Source organism: Flavobacterium jumunjinense (assembly GCF_021650975.2).
Classification (GTDB): domain Bacteria; phylum Bacteroidota; class Bacteroidia; order Flavobacteriales; family Flavobacteriaceae; genus Flavobacterium; species Flavobacterium jumunjinense.
In genome coordinates this window covers 1,052,767-1,072,871 of the sequence record NZ_CP091285.1, presented here as the reverse complement: position 1 = coordinate 1,072,871, position 20,105 = coordinate 1,052,767, and the positions used below count along the sequence as shown (strand labels likewise).

Here is a 20,105-nt window from a genome sequence, read left to right as displayed (position 1 = left end):
TTTGATACAGTATTGAGTTGGTTTTCAAAATAAAAACGTAGCCACTCTTTAAAACAACAAAAGCACCCTTTTTTACAAGAGTGCTTTTGTTTTTATTATTTGCTACGAGGTCAGGAGACCATCGTAGAGCATCACGGTTTCATAAGAACACCTCGAAGAGCTGGGATAAATGTTTGTTATTCAACAGTTCTATTTCTTTTAAAATAAGTCATTTTCGTGTGTTTTCTATCATCACTACATCCGCTTATCCCAATTTTTTTTCCTTTGTTAATGTCTATTTGAAACTTATCGCTATTGTTATTTCGAATTATTTCTAGTGAAATATCTTTCTTTAAATCAATAAAAATTTCTTTTTCAATTACTACTTTTTTGTTTCCAACTTTAATTATTCCTTTATCTCTTGATTTTAAAAAGTACTCAATATACAAGCCTGTAATTCCTAGAGATGAATCCGTTGTTAAATTTTCAATATCTACAATTTCTTTATTATTAATTATAATTTTAATAGAATCATCTTCAAAACAATCATATACCCCTATATATAAATCAGAATCATTTCTATTCATTCTTTTTTCTAAAGAAGTACAGCAAGTAATTAGTAAAAAGACTATTGGTAATAATTTAACTACTTTCATTTTAATCTGCTTTTTGCATTCCTTTGTTTGATTGACCTGTTTCATATAAACTCATCATTTTATTTAATTGCCATCTTGTTAAAGTTTTATCTGGGTTTGGATCTTGAGATTGGTGCATTAAATTACTGGGATAAAAATTAGTACTATATAATCTATAGTGCTTATAACCAGTAGAACTAAATCCTAAGTAATCTGTTACTTTACCATGTTTTCCGTTTTTCTTCTCTTCTTTAATATGGTCTAAAGCAGAGGAGTGCTTTTTGCTTTTATTTACTTTGTGGGAACAGATTGCAAATCTGCGCTAACGTTGTGTTGATAAATCTGAGCTATCAGGGTGGGGTATGCGCTACCATTGCTTCTTAAAATTTACTATAATAATCTTCTATTATGGTATGATTATTTAAATCTAATAAAATCAACTTATCTCTGTTGTAAGATTGTATAAAAGAATATTTTTCATTGATATAAATCATCCTGTAATATGTAGAATAATCATCTTCAAAAGAGAGTTTAAAACTTGTTTTTTTATTCTCCTCAACTAAATCAAATTTATGGTCGTTTAAAAATACTAAAAATTTGGACGAAGTAACTGAATGAATCTGTTTAAAATTATTTATGTTATAAATATCTACTTCCTTTTCAGTATTTAATTTATGAAAATAATAGTTATTATCTTTAAAGTAATAAGAATAGTTGGTAAAACAATCTAGTTCTTTTACTTCATTAGGTCGTTTCATTTTTATAGAAATAATTCTATCAACTAATTCATAACTTTCTTTTAAATTTTTTGAATCTACTGGCTGTCTTAAATTTATTATTTTTTCATTAACAATTATGTAATGAATAAAATTTAAAAACTTCTTAATATCTAATAATTCTAAATTGACTCTGAAAAATGTTAATTGACCATCATTATCATCATATTTAGATTTTAAAAATTTTTTATTACTTTGAAAATTTAAAATTTTCATGTCTTTTTTATAACCTAAACTATCCAATAATATATCGGCATATTCTGCTAATATTAAAGATTTGTTAATTTCTTCATTATAAGTAGAAGTAATTAAAGTTATTTTTCCTTTTTTAAATTCTAATTGAACGTTTTTATGTGCGTAATTAACATTAAAAACTAAAATACTAATTATGATGTGTATATATTTCATAGTTAAAATGTTACTATTCCTTGTAGCGGGTGCTTTTTGCTTTTATTTACTTTGTGGGAACAGATTGCAAATCTGCGCTAACGTTATGTTGATAAATCCGAGCTATCGGGATCTCATTTAATTGATTTCATCAACATTACTTTTATTCTTTCGATTTCTTCTATAAAAATCACCAAGTGCTTTATTGTTTTCTAAAATTTTATAAACACTATCAGACTTATTGAATTCTACTTTTGATCCATAACCATTTCGATAGACTTTTTCCAATGCGACTTGACAATTAACAATATTCAACTTTGCACCTTCTTTGAGGTAGTAAAGTGCATAATTTCTGTCTACCTTACTTAAACGTTCGATTTGTTTTGGTTCATAAATACCTTCTTTTTTTATAGACACAATAGAACGAAAAATTTGATAGTATGATTTTTTACTTTTATATTTCTGATTCATTATAAGTGAAATTGTTAAAACATCATAATAATTTTTATCTTGACTGGTAAAATCAAGATATGTTCCATACGCTGATTCATCCCCCTTTGTGATTGCTTGAATTTTTAAATCCTGAATAACTTCACATCGAGATTTTTCATCAACTCTTTTTGTCTTTGTACACGAAACAAAAGTCAATAATATCATTATAATTATTTTTCTCATAACTTATTTTTTAAAAACTCTTCGTTCAATAATCTGTCCATCCTTAAAAATATTTATGTACTCTTGGTTACCACACGAAAGGATTCGTGCGGGAGCTGGTGCTATCAGGTATCTAGTTTTTCTTTTTTCTCTCTTCAATTTCCATAGCTTTTATTTCAATATTAATATCATCACGGCTTTCAATATAGGTTACACCTTCTACCGCACCACCATAATAATAATGTTTTATGTTACTAAAATAGCCTATAATACTTACACAATGTCCATCATAATGCGACAAATCAATGCCTGCTAATTTATTTTTGTCTAAATACAAAACAAAACAGTTTTTATAGTTAGTATATGTTAAATCGTCACGAGAAAAAAAGATTAGTATATCTCCTTCTTTTTCGTACTTTAAAAAACCTGTTATACCAATCCATTTTCCATCATATTTTTCAGGATTTGCAATTAAAGGTATCATAGAATAACTTTTAGACGTTTTTTCAACTTCCTGAGAAAAACAATTAACTATTACTAAAAAGTAAATAAAAGTAAATAAAGATTTTATCATTTTTATTTTTGAATTTTATAAAATTATCATTTTTTATCTAATGGCAATGGATATTCATCAATATTCCAAATAGTAGGTAGCACAATTGGGGTTATATCTGGATTTACATTATTAATTCTTCCTGTACTTCCTGGTTCACTAGGAATGTTATTCCCTCCAATGTTTTTACGAGTATCTCTAATAGCTGGCCCACCTCTCTGAAAAACATCATTTACAAATAATTGCCCATTTGGGGTAACCAAGTAGGGCCTAACTCTTACTTTATTCTCTCTAAACCATATACCTTGTCCAAATTGAGCTGGGGTTGCTCCATTTGAATATAGTTCCGGAACAAGTATAATAAGGAAGAACTAAAATAAATTATATGGCAGATAAAAAAATGAAATCATTACTGCAAATGTGTGCCATGACCATATTAAAATATGTCACACAATTGAAAGAATGTTATATTAAAAAGAAAGAAGAAGGTAAAAACCCAATGCTTGTATTAAACAATATTAGATGCAAACTTATAAGTAGAGTTCTTGCTGTTGTAAAGAGAGAAACATCATATATTAATACTTATAAATTTGCATCTTAAAATTTAACTTTTTTTAGTTGCTTTTTATCATAGAATGCGCAGCCTGGGAGCTATCGGGTTTCTAATTCTTTTTTTATTTTTTCATACCATTTGATTTGATTTTCTGACGAAAAATAAACTTCTTTATCGTATTTATTTTGAACAGTATTTAACTCATTGTTTATTTTTTCAAAAGCAACAAAATATTCATTAGTGCTAGAAATTTTTCTTTCTTTCATTTCTTTGTAAATCTTTCTAAGTTTTTTTGCATATATTTCAGCTAAATCAAAATGTCCTTGTTCGTGTTTTAAGACGTCGTTAGTATTCACTATTGTCCAAGAACCTTCCATGTGAAAATAAACTTCAACTTTCAATAATGGTATTTCATTTATGAACTCTATAACCGACACATTTAAACTTATATTTGATACAGCTTTTTTAATGCCTTGATCCCCAAAAGGTACAGCTCCTTTAAAATCAGTCCATTTTATTTTGTAATCTTTATTCCAAAGGATACTGTCATTAATTATTTTATTTTGAGTATGCCCTAAAAAACTTAATAATAGGAAAATATATAAATAAATTTTAGCAATCATTTTTTAGTTATTAAATTCAACGGTTACAGACAATGAGTTAGAGTGTCCTTTTTTAATGCCTAGCCTGCTCTTACTTATGCCATTTCCTTTCAGAACATTTAGAAAGAATTGAGCTCTGTCTTCTTTGAACGATTTAACTGTCATAGGTTTTTTAGGGTCTTGAAGTGTCTTGATATAATCATTGTCGCTTTCTGCACCTGTTGCTTTGTAATTACCTTCAATTATAATTTTTATTTCTGGATATTCTTTTAGCGTTTTAACCAAATCTTGTATTGTTTTATCGTTGGACTTAGAGCCTTCTATAAGAAATTTTGAGGCTTGAAAACCGATGTTAAAGTTTAGTTTAGTACCTGCTTCATAAGTTTTTCCTTGAAATATAAAGGTCTTTTTTTTATCATCATCGTCATCATCGTCTCCTGTAGCTTTTTGACGAAGACCAGGGGCAAGTACTTTGGAATCAAAATAACTTGAGAGACTAAAGGTCATTGGATTCGTTGTCATAGTTTCTTGTGCTTCCCCATTAAATGGAATTTGGATAACTGTATTTCTTGATTTTTTTAAAGATTTACCTTTTCCTTTAAATAAGTTTCTTAACCCTGGAAAATCTTCTCTTCTCCATGAATCTGAAATAGATTCTTCTCTACCGCCACAATCACAATTGTTGCTGGAAAATATTTTTTTGACACCATTTTTAGCTCTTCTAAATAAATTCCCTATAACATTTAGCACTCCAAGACTATATTCATCTCTATATAAAACAGGATTGTTGTCACTTCAAGTGAATGAAGATTGATAATTTACAAAATCTGCCATCGGATCTATTACCATAAATCTACCAATTTCAGGGTCATAAAGTCTAGCTCCTAAATCATACATATTTAATCCCAGCTCAGTTTGTAGTTCTTTTTCGTTATATTTATACTGGTATTGTAATGCTGGTGGTGTGGATTTATTAATCTACACTCATTCCTATTTTTTTGTCTAATTTCCATGTCTCATTATCTTTTTTAAATAAAAATTCATTAGTGGTATAATTTGACTTTACAATAATATAAAATTTATTTTCTTCTCTATTAAATAATGGCTTTGATATAGAAACATAGCATAAATTATCTAATTGTGGAGCTTCATGTTCCTGAAATTTAAAACCATATTTTTCTAATTTAATTATCTTGAATTTTAAGTTCTTTACTATTTGATTTGATATAAAAGTAGTGTCTTTTTCTTTGAAAATTTCAGAGACATATTCTGTATATGATTCAAAAGTAGTCAAATATCCTGAATCTGGGTCTACATAATCAAATCCTACTGGGTTAGTTATTTGTTCTTTTAAAAAAACACATTGTTTATAAAAAAGATTTGGATTGGATAGTGAATCTGAAAAAACAGTAGCTATTATATTTACTTTATCATCATACGATAACATCTTCTTGTAAGTGCAATTCCAAAATATAAATATAAATATAAAAAATATGCTGACTCTATTAATGTTGACCTTCATGTTCTTTTTGTAATTGCTGCCTTGTTACTTTAATACTATATTTCTTGTATATGCTTATCAAGGCAGGCATTGCTACCGTCTGAAATAATGATGTGCTTGATTTAGCTGTTTCATGGTGATAGCCTTGAGAAATATCACCACCTTCACTCCCTCTTTTTTTCTTTGTTGCATTAGATATATTTGAGTCATTTAGACATTTGTCATCTTTGTAATCTTCTGCAAATAACAAAACATGTATGTATGTTTCGTGAAAAATTGTTCCAGTTCTGCTTAGTATAAATCTGATTTTTTTCTTTATTATTTCTGTCTTCTTTATAATTTTTAGCATGTATGTTGTTTGTATTCAAATCTTTATTTGCATAAAAAGTTAGTTTTAGTCTTTCCTGTTTCTTTTTAGTTCTTGTAATATAAGGTTTAGGAGCGGTTGAACCATTTGGTCCAGTATTTCCTTTTGAAATACAGTCAAGGCAAGCCGCACTGTTTTGTGAAACCGAATAAACTAAGTCAATCCCAAGATTATGGTATTCTCCATTCTCAGTATAAGTGTGATCTCTTATTTTTTGTCCAGCTTCAGCAAATTTAGATAAAATAGCTATTCCAGCTTCTGAGTTAGCGAAATTTAAGAAAGCTTCTGCTAATTCTGGATATAAATATTCTCCATTTTTATTTTGTTTTAAAATTAAGGCTGTACCTATTTTCATTCCGTCAGGATCAATAAAATAAACAGGATTGTTGGATGCATAAACGTAAGGTGAGTTTTTGTCATACATTTCCGCCAGTGGGTCAATGTTCATCCATCTACCAATAGTAGCATCATAATTCCTAGCTCCGTAGTCGTACATGTTCAGCCCCAGCTCTGTTTGCAATTCTTTACCGTTGTATTTATAGTTATAATTAGGTTGTGCATTATTAGAATTGTACCCAGCATGTTTCAGTCCAAATGGGTAGTAATGACTTTCTTCTAGAATCGCACTTGTAATATAAATATCGCAAACAGTAGATGGATTGCCTTTTCTGTCGGTTTCTATCCTGCAATTTCCAATATTTCTTTCATTACCTAAAAGACCATTTTTGTCAATGTCCGAATAGCTTACTCTAACGTTTCCTAAGTGGTCTGTATAGTTAAAGACATAACTATAGCTGTTTTCGCTATATTGGTATTTTACATAGCCTTCTGCGTGTGGAAAAAACTCTAATCGGTTGTCTTTATACTGGAAGCCAGCCAAATAAGTAGTCTTATTGGTTACAGGTGTAGGAAAAGGATTGGTCCATGTAGCTCCTGGTGTTGATGTCACTCTTTTTTCTAGTTTTGTTCCTATTGCATTGTAAATATAGAAAAAACGTTGATTTTATAATAATTTTTGATACAGTATTGATTTGTTTTTCAAAATAAAAAAGTAGCCACTCTTTAAAACAACAAAACCACTCCTTTTATAAGAGTGGCTTTTGCTTTTTTATTATTTGCTACGAGGTCAGGAGACCATCGTAGAGCTATTCGTTTTCATTAGAACACCTAGCCGAGCTGGTCATCCACCTCCATATTTATATACATCTTTCAAATTAATATTCTTTTCTATAATAAATTCAACATTTTTTTTATTGCTAAATAAGACATAAGTTCCTAAATATTTTTTTGGTGTTGGTTTCATCCAAAATTCACCTAGATAATTAATTTTGCCATTTTTCTTGTTAATAGTATACCAATTACTATTACAATCAATTACAATATAATTTAATTCAGTATCATATAAATAAGTTTTTACACCATTCCCAATATCACTTTGTAACTCCACCTTATCTAATACATTATCTTTACATGATATTATTAAAAATCTTTTATATTCCCTTAATAAAGCATTATTTTTTTTTAACTCTATATGGATATTATTAAAATCTATTTTTTCTGAACACTTGTTATTATAATCACAAGAAATATATAGAAGTATGAAGGAGAAAAAAAACATTTTTTTCATTTATTAAATTGTTTTAATTTTTATTAATCTGTAATTAATGAGAAATCTCTCCACCTACAATATTAAAAATTCCACCTTGTATCCCAGAAGCTAACCAGCTCCAATTAGAAATATTTATATTCCAATTTGATTTCATATCAAAATTTGCAGCTTTATTAAAATAAGTTAATTCATCAAAATCATTGTCATCAGTATATCCAATACCAGGTACATAATCTCCTTTTCCTGGATCCCAATTATATTCATCAAAATAACTAACATCAATGCTACCTGAAATTGTATAACCATTAAAAAAAGAAGTTTCACCACGTGTTATTTTTAAGTTGACTTTTGTTGAAATTGTATACCCACCGCTACCATACAAAAGGTCAAGCTCATTATTACCAGCATAATATGAACTAGTCCATTCTCCACTTAAATTTATTGTTTTACCTAATTTCAAATCATTAATCATTTTATTAAATTTTTTATCAAAAAGTTTCAAAATGTTTTGCAAAATACCCGTTCTTACACTTTGATTTGACATTAGAAACTCTGAAGAAATTAATTTTTCACCACCTTTACCACTTAAAAAAAAAGCCATATTATCTGCAGCAAAGTTCATCCCAACACTTCTTGCATTTTTTATCATTTTCTTTGCATTAGCAATAGTTTCTTCACATTTTTCACATCTACTCCCATCAGAATTCATACCATATGCAGCCATAGCATCACCAAATGATATCACATTTCCGTCACCATCATTATATTGTCCTGTATTCCAATTATAATGCTCTCCATCAGCTCCACTAGGGTCTTTCCAATATGTAGGATTATTATCAAAAGCAGTATAAGGCGACATAGAATGATGTGTTATAGGATCTTGCACTACCCAACGAGCAATAGCTGGGTCGTATTGTCGCATTTCCATTGCATACATATTAAGCCCTAATTCGGTTTGAAGCTCAACTCCATTGTATTTATACTGGTATCGTCCTGCATCGCTTTTTTTCTCGCGCGAGTGTTCCGTATTGCTCGTGTGAGCAATATGTAAATGCGTGTAAGTATGTAATTTTAGACATCCCATTGCTTAAAAATAATCTTTTTATTTTCAATTGAAAAAAAAAGATGTTGCTTTATTTTTGAGTTATTCGCTTTGTATTCGTGTTTGTGATTTCAATAAATATGTTTAGATTTGTTTTGATTCTTCTCATTTAAGAATTTTATAAATTAATATTACTTACTCTTGCAAGGAGATTAAAAGTGAGGCTTTACGGTCTCACTTTTTTAATTTATTACTTTTATTTCTCCAGGTTACAATTTCAGGTAAATACTGATTTTACTGCGTTTCCCGTTAGTTGGCTGCTATGTTAAAACGGTTCGCTCTCTTTTTTTATACGATTGCCAATTTTATTTTCAATTGAAAGAAAAAGGTGGTAGCAATCGTATAAAAAAAGAGAGCTTTACTTAATCGGTTTTTGTGCTAACACCCCCAAGCACCGCAAAAAAGACGTAACGAAGTGGAGTTTTTTTGAGGAGCGTCGGGTCGGTGTTGCGGCAATGCAAAAGCCACCACAGACCGTGAACAAAACGTAACGGAGTGCAGTTTTGTGAAGGGCTGTGAGCGTGTAACGGACACGAGGAAAACAATAATCAAACTAGTGGCTCTGCCACACCTTGCCGAGTGGATGGCTGTAGCAGAGAGCAACCGCCCAAAACACAAGGGGCGACAGCGAGAAAGACGGCAAAACGTAGCTTGTCGGAGTTTTGTGGTCTTTTTTGATGTAGTAGCCCCGACGAGCGTAGGGTAGTGAACGTGCGAAGACGAGGAGCGCAGCCAACAACAAAAAAGCTTCTTGAAGTCAAGAGGCTTTTTTGATGGTGGCAAGTGGTCTGTGGAATGGAGAGAGGCACGAACGACTGGAACAGCCGAGCGAAGCAAAGTGAACGACCGAAGGGAGACCGCTTGATTGCCTTTTGTTTTATTGCTTTTTGTGATTAAAGACTAAAAGTTAAATGAGGGTTATACTTTATCTATGGCTTTGATATGACTTTGATACGGCTTTAATACGGCTTTGATACGGAGTAGTAGTTTTTTATTTATTTCATTGGATGATGAATTTGTATTGCATTTTGCAGGGCTTTTATTCCGGATTGTTTGTATTTTTCTGTAGTGTCTAAATGTTTGTGTCCTGCAAATTCTTGTACTATTCTTAAGTTGTTGTTTTTGGCTAATAAATTGGTGATTACACTTTGTCTAATGGTGATGCTTGTTAACTTTTTATTGAACTGATTTTGATACGTTGTCACTAAATAATGAATGTCATCTGTTGTTATGGGTGTGCCTAATTTACCTAATAGTAAAGCGTTTTTATCGTTTCTAAGTGTTTTTAGCTCATTTCTGTCTTTAGTGAGGTATTGATGTAGTAAAAAGATTTGCTCGGCTTTGAGTGGTAAAATTCTACTATTGGTTAATCCTGTTTTTGCAATGTGTATTTGTGCTTTTTCTAGATCAATATCGTTTGTTTTGAGTTGTTGTATTTCTCCAGGTTTTAAAGCTTGATTGACTAGTAAACTCAGTATAATTTTGTTTCTTTTTTCTAAAATAGGATAACGTTCTTTTCTAGGTTGGAGTAGTAGTTCGAGCTCTTTTTCTGTGAATAAATCTTGTAATTGTATTGGGTCTTCTTTGCTGTCTCTTAGTTTTATGCTTAGGGTTGGATTGTCTTTTCGTTTGCCTGTTTCAATTAAAAACTGATAGTATTTTTTGAGTGCTGCTACAGCTCTGTTTGTACTTTTCGGATTGTAGTTTTTTCGTAAATGAGCTACATATTCCATTATTTTTTGATAGTTGTATTTTTCTGTATTTTTATTGATGCTTCTAAATTTTTGTATTTCATAATTGTAGTTTTTGACTGTCGATGGTTGTAAGTTTTGGTGTAAATAATCGTGTAAATTCATGTGTCATTGTTTTAGTTTTAGGTGGTTTATTTTAGTATAAATTTGAGTTGTCTTTAGTTGGTCATGTCCTAAAAAATCCCGCACCATTTCTACGCTCATATCGTTTTCTAATAAATGGGTTGCAATGGAATGTCGAAGCGAGTGTAAACAGATTTTTTGTTGTTTTAAAAGCAGATTTCTTTTGCTTATTTTCTTAAATTGATTGTAAATACTATTGCCTAATAATCGGTTTCCATCTGGAGTAATTAAAAAACTATCTTGGTCTTTTTTTCTGTATTGAAAACTTTCTACATAGTATTTTTTTAAGTCTTTGGTGATGCTTTTTGTTAATGGAATAACTCTTCTTTTCTTGCCTTTTCCTTTTCTTATAAAGAGTAATTTTTTAGAAAAATGAATGTCTTTTATATTCAAATTTTGTACTTCGGTTCTTCTGAGTCCACAACCATAACACAAGTGTATAATGGTGGTTTCTAGTTGGTTTTGACAAGAAGCGTAAAGGATTTTTATCTCTTCTACAGTGAGCGTTGCTCTTGTTTTATTTTGTGGTGTTTTTACTTTTAATAGGAACGGATTTTTATTGATTTGTTGTGTTCTTTCTAAGTATTCAAAAAAGAGTTTTATAGCGAGTAGTTGACTTTTTATGTAGGCTTCACTGAGTTTTCCAATGCCTCTTGTTTTTGGTTTTTCTTGTAAATAGCGATGATAGTTTGCTATGTGTTTTGGTTTTATTTTTTGTGGATTTTCTTTGCTGTAATGGAGTAGTTTTTTTACAAATTTCGGATATTCATTTACTGCATTTTTGCTATAGCCTAAGTTTTGTAATTCTTTTCTAAAGTTGAAAATAATGTCTTCCATAGTATACCTATGATTGTTTGTTCATTAGTTTTTATTGTTTACCTATGGTATTCACGAACCACTTCGTTAGGTTTTAGGTTGTGACTTTTTGGGAATTGAGACAATAAACTAGTAATTAGTTGTTAGTGACTAGTAATTAGTAAGTTGTGTTAATTTTAATTGTCCCAAGATTGTCCCAAATTGTCTCACTATTCTGTTGTGTTTGGTCGTAGCTTCTCAATTTGTAATAATAATTTTTCTTTTATTTTAATTCTAAGTTTTTGATAATCATCCCAATAGTCTACTTTGTAACATATTTTTCTTAAGTTTCCTTTGTTCATTGTAATTAAATATTCTAGTTCTACTAATTGAATGATAAAACGACTACATTGACTTTTACTCATATTAAACGCTTGTCTAATTTCTCTTTGTGTAAAGTCTTTCTCTTGTGTTTTGAGGTGTTTTTTTAGTTTTTCAAAGAACTGTCTTAAAGAGCCGTCGAGTTCATCTACTTTTAAAATGATGCTTTCAAAAAGGACTTCTGTAGCTTGTTGTAAATCTTCGATTTGTGTGATTAATTTATCGTTTTTAAGTGCTCTATCTCTCTGATTTAAAAGGGTGATTTGCCTCACAATGCTTTGGAACATTTCGTTTAATCGTCTTATTTTGTGTACTTCTTGTGGTAGTTCTAGCTTAGTTGCATAAGGGTTTATGACGTCATAATTTTGTAATGCTCTAACTATTTGTTGTAGTTTATTGCGTGCTTTCTCCTGGTCTTTTGGTTCAATTTCTCCAGCATATTTTTTGTTTTGATAGTCAATAATTCTTCTGCTTTGTGCTGTGCTTTCATCGATTGCTAATAAAAAACTTCTACTCATATTGTCTTCGTAAATTTCTCCCTTTGTGGTGGCTGATAAACTACTAAACACGCCTTTTACTTCTTTTTTTGTCGATTTGATATTGCCTTTTTTGTCTTTGATACTTACCGAACTGGATAACCTTTGATTACTGATTAACTCTCGCATGGCAAACATGGCTTCTTCTTTTAGTCCGTCTAAATCTTCTATAATTAAGAGTTTGTTTACCAGTTCATATTCGCCCCAATTGTATAAAGAACTTTCTGTTATTCTTGTAAATCGAAGTACGTCTTCTTGTGGTATAATATCGGCTATTTTACTGATTAAATGTGTTTTTCCGCTTCCGCTTGAACCTTGTACGATTGCGTGTAAGGGTTGTTTTGTTTTGTAGGAACTGGCAATAATAAATAGTAATAGTCTGCTGTTTTCTTCTCCAACTATTCCGCTTTGTTCTATCAGTTTGTTCAATTCTTGTAGTAGGTTTTCTTGTTGTAGAAAGGTTATCGGTTGTCCGTTATTGGTTATCTGTTTTTTGGATTCTGGAGTAGCTTTTTGTACTTCCTGTTTTGGTTCAACTTTTATAGTTTGCTTCGCCAGTTCGCCATTAAAATGGCTCGTGTCTTCAATTGAAAAAGAAGAGATTGCTTCCTGCTTCGTTTCTCTCGTAGTCGCAATGACATCCTTTCTTTGTTCGATTAAGTGTGTTAGTATTTCACTTTCATGACCTTGTAATAAACTATTGATGTCTTCTTCTTGTGGTGTTTCTACTTGGCTTATTTTGGCTTTTGGGTGTAACTCTCGCAGTATTTCAGCGTATTTGGTAACGGCTTCGTTTCCTGCTTTATCGCCATCAAAAAAGAAAATGATTTCTTCTAACTGTTTTAAGGGTTTTAAAGCGTTTAGGATTTCTTCGTTTAGTCCGTTAGTTCCGTAGCAGGTTAATAGTGAGTAGTTTGCTGCGATTGCATCGATTTGTAATAAACTAGCTGTATCAATAATAGCTTCAGTAAGTAGTAATTTCTTTGTGTCTGGGTTGGGATAATTAGGATATAAACCTTGTCGGTTCTTCAGATAAAAATGTTTACTAACCACCCCGCCTTTTAGGCACCCCTCCAAAGGAGGGGAAGTTGTGACAATCGATCTAAAATAAAAGCTAACGATTTGATTTTCTTTGTTTTTTAATGGAAAGACAATTGAGCGATTTCCAAAAGGTTTGTAGGCTTGTCCGCCTGTTCTTGAGTTTGTACCGCCTTTGCTTAACAATCCGTATTCTAAACAAGTATTAATTAGCTTTTCATCTTTTCTTGCTCCATGATGGAACTGCCCAGAGTTAAAACCTATGTCTAATTTTTCAAAGTCTAAATTTCTGCTGCTGCAATATTCTTTAGCTGGTGGACTATTAAATATGGCTTTTCTAAAACTTAAATACATTTTTTCTAAGAACGTTATATGTTCTAGGTTGTGAGTTATATGTTTTGCTGTTGTTGTTGGTATTGGTTGTAATTGGCTCATTGACTCATTGGCTAAACTGGCACATTTTAAAATGGCTTCGTGTTTGGTTAACTTTTCATAGTCTTGAACAAATTGGATAACATCGCCTTTTTTATCGCAAGCGTGGCATTTGTATTTATTTTGGGTAAAACTTACTTGTAAACTCGCTGTTTTATCCTCATGAAACGGACAACGGAGCATGTTGTTTTTGTTTGGATTTAGATTGTAGTGTTGTAGTACTTCCGCAATTGTTAGCCTTGATTTTATTTCTTCTATGCTCATGCTTTTTGTGGTGTTAGGATAATTTTTTCGTTTTCATAGCGTACTATCATGGTGGTATTTGCTATAAATCCTAGTTCTTCTAACCATATTCCGTTTAAACGTATTTCGGCTACGTGTTTGCTTTTTCTATAGGCTCTCGGGCTGTATTTGCTATAGACTTTGAGTTGTTTTGTTTTCATGTGTGAAATTTTATTAAAAAATATGTTACATTTTTTTTACACAGCAAAAATATAAAAAGTAATTATATTGTTACATATTTATTTCTTATTTTTTTACATATTGCTTAATTGTTGCTATTTTGTAACTTTGTAGTGTCAAAAAGAAAGATTATGGATATTGCAGAACAAATAAAGAAGATTAGAAAAGAAAAAGGGTTTTCTCAACAAGATGTTGCAGATAAGCTTTCAATGAATAGAGTGCAATATAATCGCATAGAAACAGGAAAGAGTGATCCAACAATGAATATTCTACAAAGAATTGCAGATGTTTTAGAAATTGAAGTTGTGCAATTTTTTGAAGCTAAAAAGAATAATAAAGAAATTCATTCTATTGATGAGCCTACTTTACAAAGAGCAAAATTATTAGATGAATTAGATGAAATACAAAAAAGTTCTATTTGCACTATGATAGATACTGCTATTGCAAATAAAAGACTTAAAGAAGCTTTGAGTAATGCAATGAATATATAAAACAGCAAAACCACTCCTTTTTACAGAGTGGTTTTTGCTTTTTTATTATTTGCTACGAGGTCAGGAGACCATCGTAGAGCTATTCGTTTTCATTAGAACTCCTCGAAGAGCTGGGGAGACCATCGTAGAGCATCACGGTTTCATAAGAACACCTCGAAGAGCTGGTTTTTGATTAATTATTAAATATTATTTCTAAGTTTAAGATTGCTTTACTAACTAGCTTCTGCTTTAACAACGCTTTCTTATTCTTAAAAACAAATTACTTGAATATGTTTTGTATTTCCTTACGGCAAACCGTAGTCTTAAAAATGTAAAGATGTAATATGTTTTTTTACTACTGTTTTTAATAATCTTTTTCTATAAAACAACAAAAGCACCCTTTTTTACAAGAGTGCTTTTTGCTTTTTTATTTATAGCTCAAAGTGAGGACACTTTGCGCAGCTGGTGTGACCATCGTAGAGCATCACGGTTTCATGAGAACACTTAGCCGAGCTGGGTTAATTCCATGTTTCCCAAAAAGGTGGTGGGTTGTTTAATTCTCCTAAAATAATTGCTAAAATAATTGAACCGAACAATGAAATTATAATATAAATACCTGCAATAAAGTTTAATCTTTTAATTTTGTATTGTTCTTTACTACGCAAAGCATCTTCAATCTCGACTATGTTTATGTGTTTGTTATATCTAATAACTATAAAAAGTAAAATAGGTAATGAGATAAATAAAGTATACCATTTATTTTCAAAAAGCAATAAATTGAAAAAATATTGTATTGAAATCAAAGCCGCAATGCCATTTAAAGATAAACATGCTACTGTTAAAGCTTGACCTGAAAATTCATTTAAGTCTTTTTCATATCTCCTATAAAAAGAATAACAGTTGTAGTAAACCACATCTATGAAGTATATTTTTCTATTTTCCATCTATTTGTTTTTCAATGATTTCTCCTATGCTTGTGTCAAATGTTACAGCCAAAACAAAATTAGATATAAAATAAACTCCTGCAATAGCTTGTCCAACTCCAGTTGGAGAAAGAGCTAAAACTGCCATTGTTGTATCTAATCCATTTGATATATTTAATCCATTATTTGCAATGTCATAAACAGCTAAACCGACTCCAACAGCTCCTAAGGTTCTTCCTGTTATTTTGAGAGTTTTGGATAATTTACCTATAGTTGCTGTATTATAATTTCCTAAAGGAACATAAATTTTTTTGCTTAAAATTACCTTTTCAAAAACAACATTTGAAGTATGGCCTGAATATAATTGAGAAGCATATCTTGTTCCGCTTAAATAAGCAGCCTCTAGTGGTTTTTGAATGATTTTAGATTTTCCAGAAAGACTTCTGAACATCAATGATATTTGATGATAATCTGCACCTGAACTTGCTTTTGATTTCCCTGTCACAACAACTTCATTAAGTGGATAAGTAGGGTCTCCATTATTATCCCAGACTACACCATTATTAGGGTCTGTATATGTAGGTCCAATGTATTCATAATCATTAGGTAGGATAGTGTTTTTGTTTACATTTGGATCAAAAATAACATTACCTCTATTGTCACGGTAGTAATCTGAAATTTTGTTGTTTTCTATAAACTCGCTTAAGCCAGAAGGGTCATTAAAATAAAGAGGGTTGTTTAGAGCAAAACGATAGGGAGTTATTGAATGTGTGAATTCACTAAGTTTGTCTATTGAATTAAACCTACCAATAGCAGGATCATATTGACGATAATCCATAGCGGTAACATTAAGCCCTAATTCACTTTGCCACTCCTGTCCGTTGTATTTATAGTTATAATTAGGTTGTTGATTATTAGAATTATACCCTTCATGTTTCAGTCCAAATGGGTAGTAATGACTTTCTTCTAGAATCGCACTTGTAATATAAATATCGCAAACAGTAGATGGATTGCCTTTTCTGTCGGTTTCTATCCTGCAATTTCCAATATTTCTTTCATTACCTAAAATTCCATTTTTGTCAATGTCCGAATAGCTCACCCTAATGTTTCCTAAGTGGTCTGTATAGTTGAATACATAACTATAGCTGTTTTCGCTATATTGGTATTTTACATAACCTTCTGCGTGTGGGAAAAACTCTAATTGGTTGTCTTTGTACTGGAAGCCAGCCAAATAAGTAGTCTTATTGGTTACAGGTGTAGGAAAAGGATTTGTCCATGTAGCTTCTGGTGTTGATGTCACTCTTTTTTCTAGTTTTGTTCCTATTGCATTGTAAATATATTCAATTTTTCCTTTACTTCCAAAATCTATTATCGCAGGTAAATTCAAGTGATTATACGTAATACTTCCAATGCCTTTGTTGTTGTCTTTGGTCATGTTTCCATTGGCATCATAGAAAAAGTCATTGTCGGTATTGGTTCCGTCTTTAAAGCCTTGTGGCGAATTGGAACTGTCGTCTACTTTTACCAATTGGTTTTTAATATTGGTATCGTAAGTGTATACTAAGTTATCGATATTTGGACTATATCCAGGGTCATTTACAGTTCCAAATCGGTTTAATGTTTTAATGTTTCCATTTTTATCGTAAGTTAAAGTTTCTTTATAATCGTTTAGTGCTGTTACTACTCCTACTTTAGAATAGTTTGCGTCTAACAATCGATTTAAACCATCATAGGTATATTCGTATTTTCTTAGTTTATCATCGCTACTGGTTTTCCAGTAGGTCTCGGCTATGTTTCCGTTGAACAAGGCTTTTGTAACATCGGTTGGGTTTTCATAGCTAATTTTAAAAGCAAATAAATCGGTGCCTATATTGTCTACATCATTAATGGCTTTCAGCCATCCTCTAATGTTGTAAGTGTAATCTACTTTTTGTAGTCCATTAGCAGTTGCGTTAACATCTTCACCGCCTACGTTTTTGCTAATCAACTGTCCTAGTTCGTCGTAGGTGTTTTTGCTAATTAATTGCTCTGGCAGACTGTTAATTTGCTGTTTGTGTAGCGTTAAACGGTCTTGAGCAGAGTAGGAGAAACGATCGGTAATTGTTGTTGTTGAACCGTTGGTGTCATATTTATGCTTAGTAATGGTATATTCTGTTTTTCCAGCCCAATCGAGTTTGCTATCTACTTCGGTAAAACCACCTAAATAGTTGTCGGTATGACTGCGTATGGGTCTGTAACGATCGTCGTAAACAGTATATGATACTTCGGAAGCGTTTGGATTGTTTACATCTAACACTTTTACCCAAGAACCTGTTGGTAGTCCTTTTAACTTACTCGCTGTTGCAACCGTGTTTTGTCCTTCAATTTGTGTTGGAAGTGGTACTGTTAAGAAATCATAATTGTCATAGTAGTTTTTGGTTAATATGTCATTGGCATTTAAAGCAAAAGTATTTACTCCCGCAGTAATGCTATTTTGATTGCTTTTTCTGTAGTTTTGTGAAACGGGCATTTGTTTCCAACCGGTTTGTGTTACTCTTCCAAAGGTGTCATATTCGGTAACCATCCAGCCAATAGTTGCTCCTCCATAGGGTGTGAAAGCGGGTCCTGTAGCTACAGGTCGGTCTAGTTTGTCATAGATAATAAACTCCCATTGTTTTCCGGGTAATTTTTTTTCTACTAAACGGTTACGATAATCGTATTTGTATTGGTAATATAAGCCATCTATATCGGACCAAGTGATGGATTGACTTGGTTCTGATAGTGGTGGAGCAACATATGTTAAATTACCAAATTGGTCGTAGATGTAGTAGGTTTCATGGGGATCTCCGTTATTATAAGCGCGTTTTAGTACCACTTGACCTTCTTTGTTTTTGTACTCTTCGGTAGTGTTATTTTTACCTGATGTCCAATTTTCATCTTTAGTAATGGTCTTATATAACTCATCAACTTGATAATAACCGTTATCATGAATAGATGTGTTAAATAATCCTAATGTTGCATTCCAGGTAGCTGTAGCGTAAAAAAGCCTAACTTGGTCGTTTGTTGTATTGGTTTGGTAATCGAATTTAATTTCTTTACCGCTTCCCATTGCCCAAGCGTCTCCAGGAGCTGCTTGCTTGAAGACACGTCCTAAAGGAGAAGGTTCTAGTTCTTTTTTACTAAAAGGATTGGTTGTTCCACCGTTGTAGGAACTATAAAAAGTACTTAATTCGGTAAGGGTTGTTGCCCCATCGGTATAGTTTAAACTAGGGGTTTTATTTGGAAAGGGTAAATATTCTTCAATTTGTCTTCCAAAGTTATCATAGGCTATGTGGGTAACTATGTCTTTCCCTGTGTTGGATTGTTGGTGTGCAATTTGTTGAATGGGTCTTCCAAGTCCGTCAAAGTAACTCACTTGTACGTTAGCAACGCTTACATCGGGACTGGTTATAGCCGATGTAGTGGCTTGCTTGTAAGTTTTGCTTTTCACCCAGTTTTGATCTTGACTTTGGCTTAAAGCAAGAATTGGGATAAGGGTTAGTATGTATACTATTTTTTTCATAAATAATAATTTATCTCATTTATTAAACACCCCGCCTTTCAGGCACCCCTCTAAGAGAGGGGAATTGAACGCTGTGTGTTTTTATTTTTGCGTTTTGCTGTTCTATTGTGTTTTTAAACACCCCGCCTTTCAGGCACCCCTCTAAGAGAAGGGAATTGAACGCTGTGTGTTTTTATTTTTGCGTTTTGCTGTTTTATTGTTTTTTTAAACACCCCGCCTTTCAGGCACCCCTCTGAGAGAGGGGAATTGAACGCTGTGTGTTTTTATTTTTGCGTTTTGCTGTTCTACTATGTTTTTATTCCCCTCCTTTGGAGGGGTGCCCATCGGGCGGGGTGGTTTATTTAATTACACCCGTATTTTTCAATAATAAAATGTTCTAATTCTTTCATAACGTTGTCTAAATCGTGTAGTATTCTAAAATTTGTGGTTTTAAAAATAAGTACACCTTGAGATAGCATATAGTTTTCTCTTTTTAAATCATAGGTTTCTTTATTATTGTGGCTTTCACCATCTATTTCAATAACAAGTCCTAGCTTTTTTATATAAAAGTCAACGATATAGTTTCCTGTAATTTTTTGTCTATCAAAATCAATTCCCCAAAAACTTTTGTTTCTAACTTGTTTCCAAAATACAACTTCGGCAAAATTATATCCTTTTCTAAGGGACTTTGCTCTGTTTTTTAATTCAGGATTATAAGGAAGTTTTAGAACATTTTCTTTAATGGATTTGTCATTTATTTTGGCTGTTATTTTTGTTTGCATGGCTTGTATCTTTTTAACCACCTCGTCTTTCGGATGCTTTTCTGTTTTTTATTGTATTCTATTTTTAACCACCCCGCCTTTCAGGCACCCCTCCATGGGAGGGGAATTGAACGTTGTGTGTGTTTTATTTTTCTATCATGTTTTTAACCACTCCGTCCTTCGGACACCCCTCCA

At 31.7% G+C, this 20,105-nt stretch carries 22 protein-coding genes; 2 read left to right on the top strand and 20 right to left on the bottom strand.

Annotation, left to right across the window (positions count from 1 at the left end):
- Positions 1-176: 176 nt before the first annotated feature.
- From L2Z92_RS04960 to L2Z92_RS04940, 5 genes are all read right to left on the bottom strand, one after another.
- On the bottom strand, positions 177-635 hold the full coding sequence (locus L2Z92_RS04960) for a hypothetical protein (protein WP_236457732.1): 459 nt from the start codon (positions 633-635) through the stop codon (positions 177-179).
- Positions 636-994: 359 nt separating this feature from the next.
- On the bottom strand, positions 995-1,798 hold the full coding sequence (locus tag L2Z92_RS04955; protein WP_236457731.1) for a hypothetical protein: 804 nt from the start codon (positions 1,796-1,798) through the stop codon (positions 995-997).
- A 117-nt stretch (positions 1,799-1,915) separates the two neighbouring features.
- Complete coding sequence (locus L2Z92_RS04950) at positions 1,916-2,452, bottom strand: hypothetical protein (protein ID WP_236457730.1); 537 nt, start codon at positions 2,450-2,452, stop codon at positions 1,916-1,918.
- 112 nt (positions 2,453-2,564) lie between these two features.
- Positions 2,565-3,005, bottom strand: a complete 441-nt coding sequence (locus tag L2Z92_RS04945) for a hypothetical protein (RefSeq protein WP_236457729.1) — start codon at positions 3,003-3,005, stop codon at positions 2,565-2,567.
- Between the two features lie 26 nt (positions 3,006-3,031).
- Entirely contained in the window at positions 3,032-3,247 is a 216-nt protein-coding gene (locus L2Z92_RS04940; RefSeq protein ID WP_236457728.1) for a hypothetical protein, read from the bottom strand.
- 137 nt (positions 3,248-3,384) lie between these two features.
- On the opposite strand from L2Z92_RS04940, the gene L2Z92_RS04935 reads away from it, so the two are divergent.
- Complete coding sequence (locus tag L2Z92_RS04935) at positions 3,385-3,585, top strand: hypothetical protein (protein ID WP_236457727.1); 201 nt, start codon at positions 3,385-3,387, stop codon at positions 3,583-3,585.
- A 50-nt stretch (positions 3,586-3,635) separates the two neighbouring features.
- Here the strand turns inward: L2Z92_RS04935 and L2Z92_RS04930 are convergent, their stop codons facing one another.
- The 12 genes from L2Z92_RS04930 to L2Z92_RS04880 all read right to left on the bottom strand — a co-directional run bounded on the left by L2Z92_RS04930 (position 3,636) and on the right by L2Z92_RS04880 (position 14,217).
- Complete coding sequence (locus L2Z92_RS04930; protein ID WP_236457726.1) at positions 3,636-4,160, bottom strand: hypothetical protein; 525 nt, start codon at positions 4,158-4,160, stop codon at positions 3,636-3,638.
- Between the two features lie 3 nt (positions 4,161-4,163).
- Positions 4,164-4,889 carry a hypothetical protein gene (locus L2Z92_RS04925; protein ID WP_236457725.1) on the bottom strand — a complete coding sequence of 242 codons (726 nt, stop codon included), beginning with the start codon at positions 4,887-4,889 and terminating at the stop codon, positions 4,164-4,166.
- A gap of 45 nt (positions 4,890-4,934) precedes the next feature.
- Positions 4,935-5,117 (bottom strand): RHS repeat-associated core domain-containing protein, encoded by a 183-nt coding sequence (locus L2Z92_RS21465; protein ID WP_379678002.1) that lies wholly within the window; start codon positions 5,115-5,117, stop codon positions 4,935-4,937.
- Positions 5,113-5,586: a hypothetical protein gene (locus L2Z92_RS04920; protein WP_236457724.1), complete on the bottom strand. Its 474-nt coding sequence runs from the start codon at positions 5,584-5,586 to the stop codon at positions 5,113-5,115. The genes L2Z92_RS21465 and L2Z92_RS04920 overlap by 5 nt, the downstream gene beginning before the upstream one ends.
- A gap of 58 nt (positions 5,587-5,644) precedes the next feature.
- Entirely contained in the window at positions 5,645-5,890 is a 246-nt protein-coding gene (locus L2Z92_RS04915; protein ID WP_236457723.1) for a hypothetical protein, read from the bottom strand.
- The gene (locus tag L2Z92_RS21395; RefSeq protein ID WP_319800398.1) at positions 5,862-6,956 is read right to left on the bottom strand and encodes an RHS repeat domain-containing protein; all 1,095 of its coding nucleotides are present in this window, start codon (positions 6,954-6,956) and stop codon (positions 5,862-5,864) included. Before L2Z92_RS21395 ends, L2Z92_RS04915 begins: the two co-directional genes overlap by 29 nt.
- A 231-nt stretch (positions 6,957-7,187) precedes the next feature.
- Positions 7,188-7,634 (bottom strand): hypothetical protein, encoded by a 447-nt coding sequence (locus L2Z92_RS04905; protein WP_236457722.1) that lies wholly within the window; start codon positions 7,632-7,634, stop codon positions 7,188-7,190.
- 34 nt (positions 7,635-7,668) lie between these two features.
- A complete protein-coding gene (locus L2Z92_RS04900; protein WP_236457721.1) occupies positions 7,669-8,700 on the bottom strand; it encodes an RHS repeat-associated core domain-containing protein in 1,032 nt (343 codons plus the stop codon).
- A 1,013-nt stretch (positions 8,701-9,713) separates the two neighbouring features.
- Complete coding sequence (locus L2Z92_RS04895; RefSeq protein WP_236457292.1) at positions 9,714-10,574, bottom strand: tyrosine-type recombinase/integrase; 861 nt, start codon at positions 10,572-10,574, stop codon at positions 9,714-9,716.
- 3 nt (positions 10,575-10,577) lie between these two features.
- Positions 10,578-11,429, bottom strand: a complete 852-nt coding sequence (locus L2Z92_RS04890) for a tyrosine-type recombinase/integrase (RefSeq protein ID WP_236457291.1) — start codon at positions 11,427-11,429, stop codon at positions 10,578-10,580.
- Between the two features lie 188 nt (positions 11,430-11,617).
- Positions 11,618-14,038 (bottom strand): CHC2 zinc finger domain-containing protein, encoded by a 2,421-nt coding sequence (locus tag L2Z92_RS04885; RefSeq protein WP_236457290.1) that lies wholly within the window; start codon positions 14,036-14,038, stop codon positions 11,618-11,620.
- On the bottom strand, positions 14,035-14,217 hold the full coding sequence (locus L2Z92_RS04880) for a SymE family type I addiction module toxin (RefSeq protein WP_236457289.1): 183 nt from the start codon (positions 14,215-14,217) through the stop codon (positions 14,035-14,037). The genes L2Z92_RS04885 and L2Z92_RS04880 overlap by 4 nt, the downstream gene beginning before the upstream one ends.
- 150 nt (positions 14,218-14,367) lie before the next feature.
- Here L2Z92_RS04880 and L2Z92_RS04875 point away from each other — a divergent pair, with 150 nt between their 5' ends.
- A complete protein-coding gene (locus L2Z92_RS04875; protein ID WP_236457288.1) occupies positions 14,368-14,727 on the top strand; it encodes a helix-turn-helix domain-containing protein in 360 nt (119 codons plus the stop codon).
- A gap of 497 nt (positions 14,728-15,224) precedes the next feature.
- Here the strand turns inward: L2Z92_RS04875 and L2Z92_RS04870 are convergent, their stop codons facing one another.
- The 3 genes from L2Z92_RS04870 to L2Z92_RS04860 all read right to left on the bottom strand — a co-directional run bounded on the left by L2Z92_RS04870 (position 15,225) and on the right by L2Z92_RS04860 (position 19,931).
- Positions 15,225-15,650: a hypothetical protein gene (locus L2Z92_RS04870; protein WP_236457287.1), complete on the bottom strand. Its 426-nt coding sequence runs from the start codon at positions 15,648-15,650 to the stop codon at positions 15,225-15,227.
- Positions 15,640-19,170 carry a DUF6443 domain-containing protein gene (locus L2Z92_RS04865; protein ID WP_236457720.1) on the bottom strand — a complete coding sequence of 1,177 codons (3,531 nt, stop codon included), beginning with the start codon at positions 19,168-19,170 and terminating at the stop codon, positions 15,640-15,642. Before L2Z92_RS04865 ends, L2Z92_RS04870 begins: the two co-directional genes overlap by 11 nt.
- Positions 19,171-19,511: 341 nt before the next feature.
- Entirely contained in the window at positions 19,512-19,931 is a 420-nt protein-coding gene (locus L2Z92_RS04860; RefSeq protein WP_236457719.1) for an endonuclease domain-containing protein, read from the bottom strand.
- Positions 19,932-20,105 lie beyond the last annotated feature (174 nt).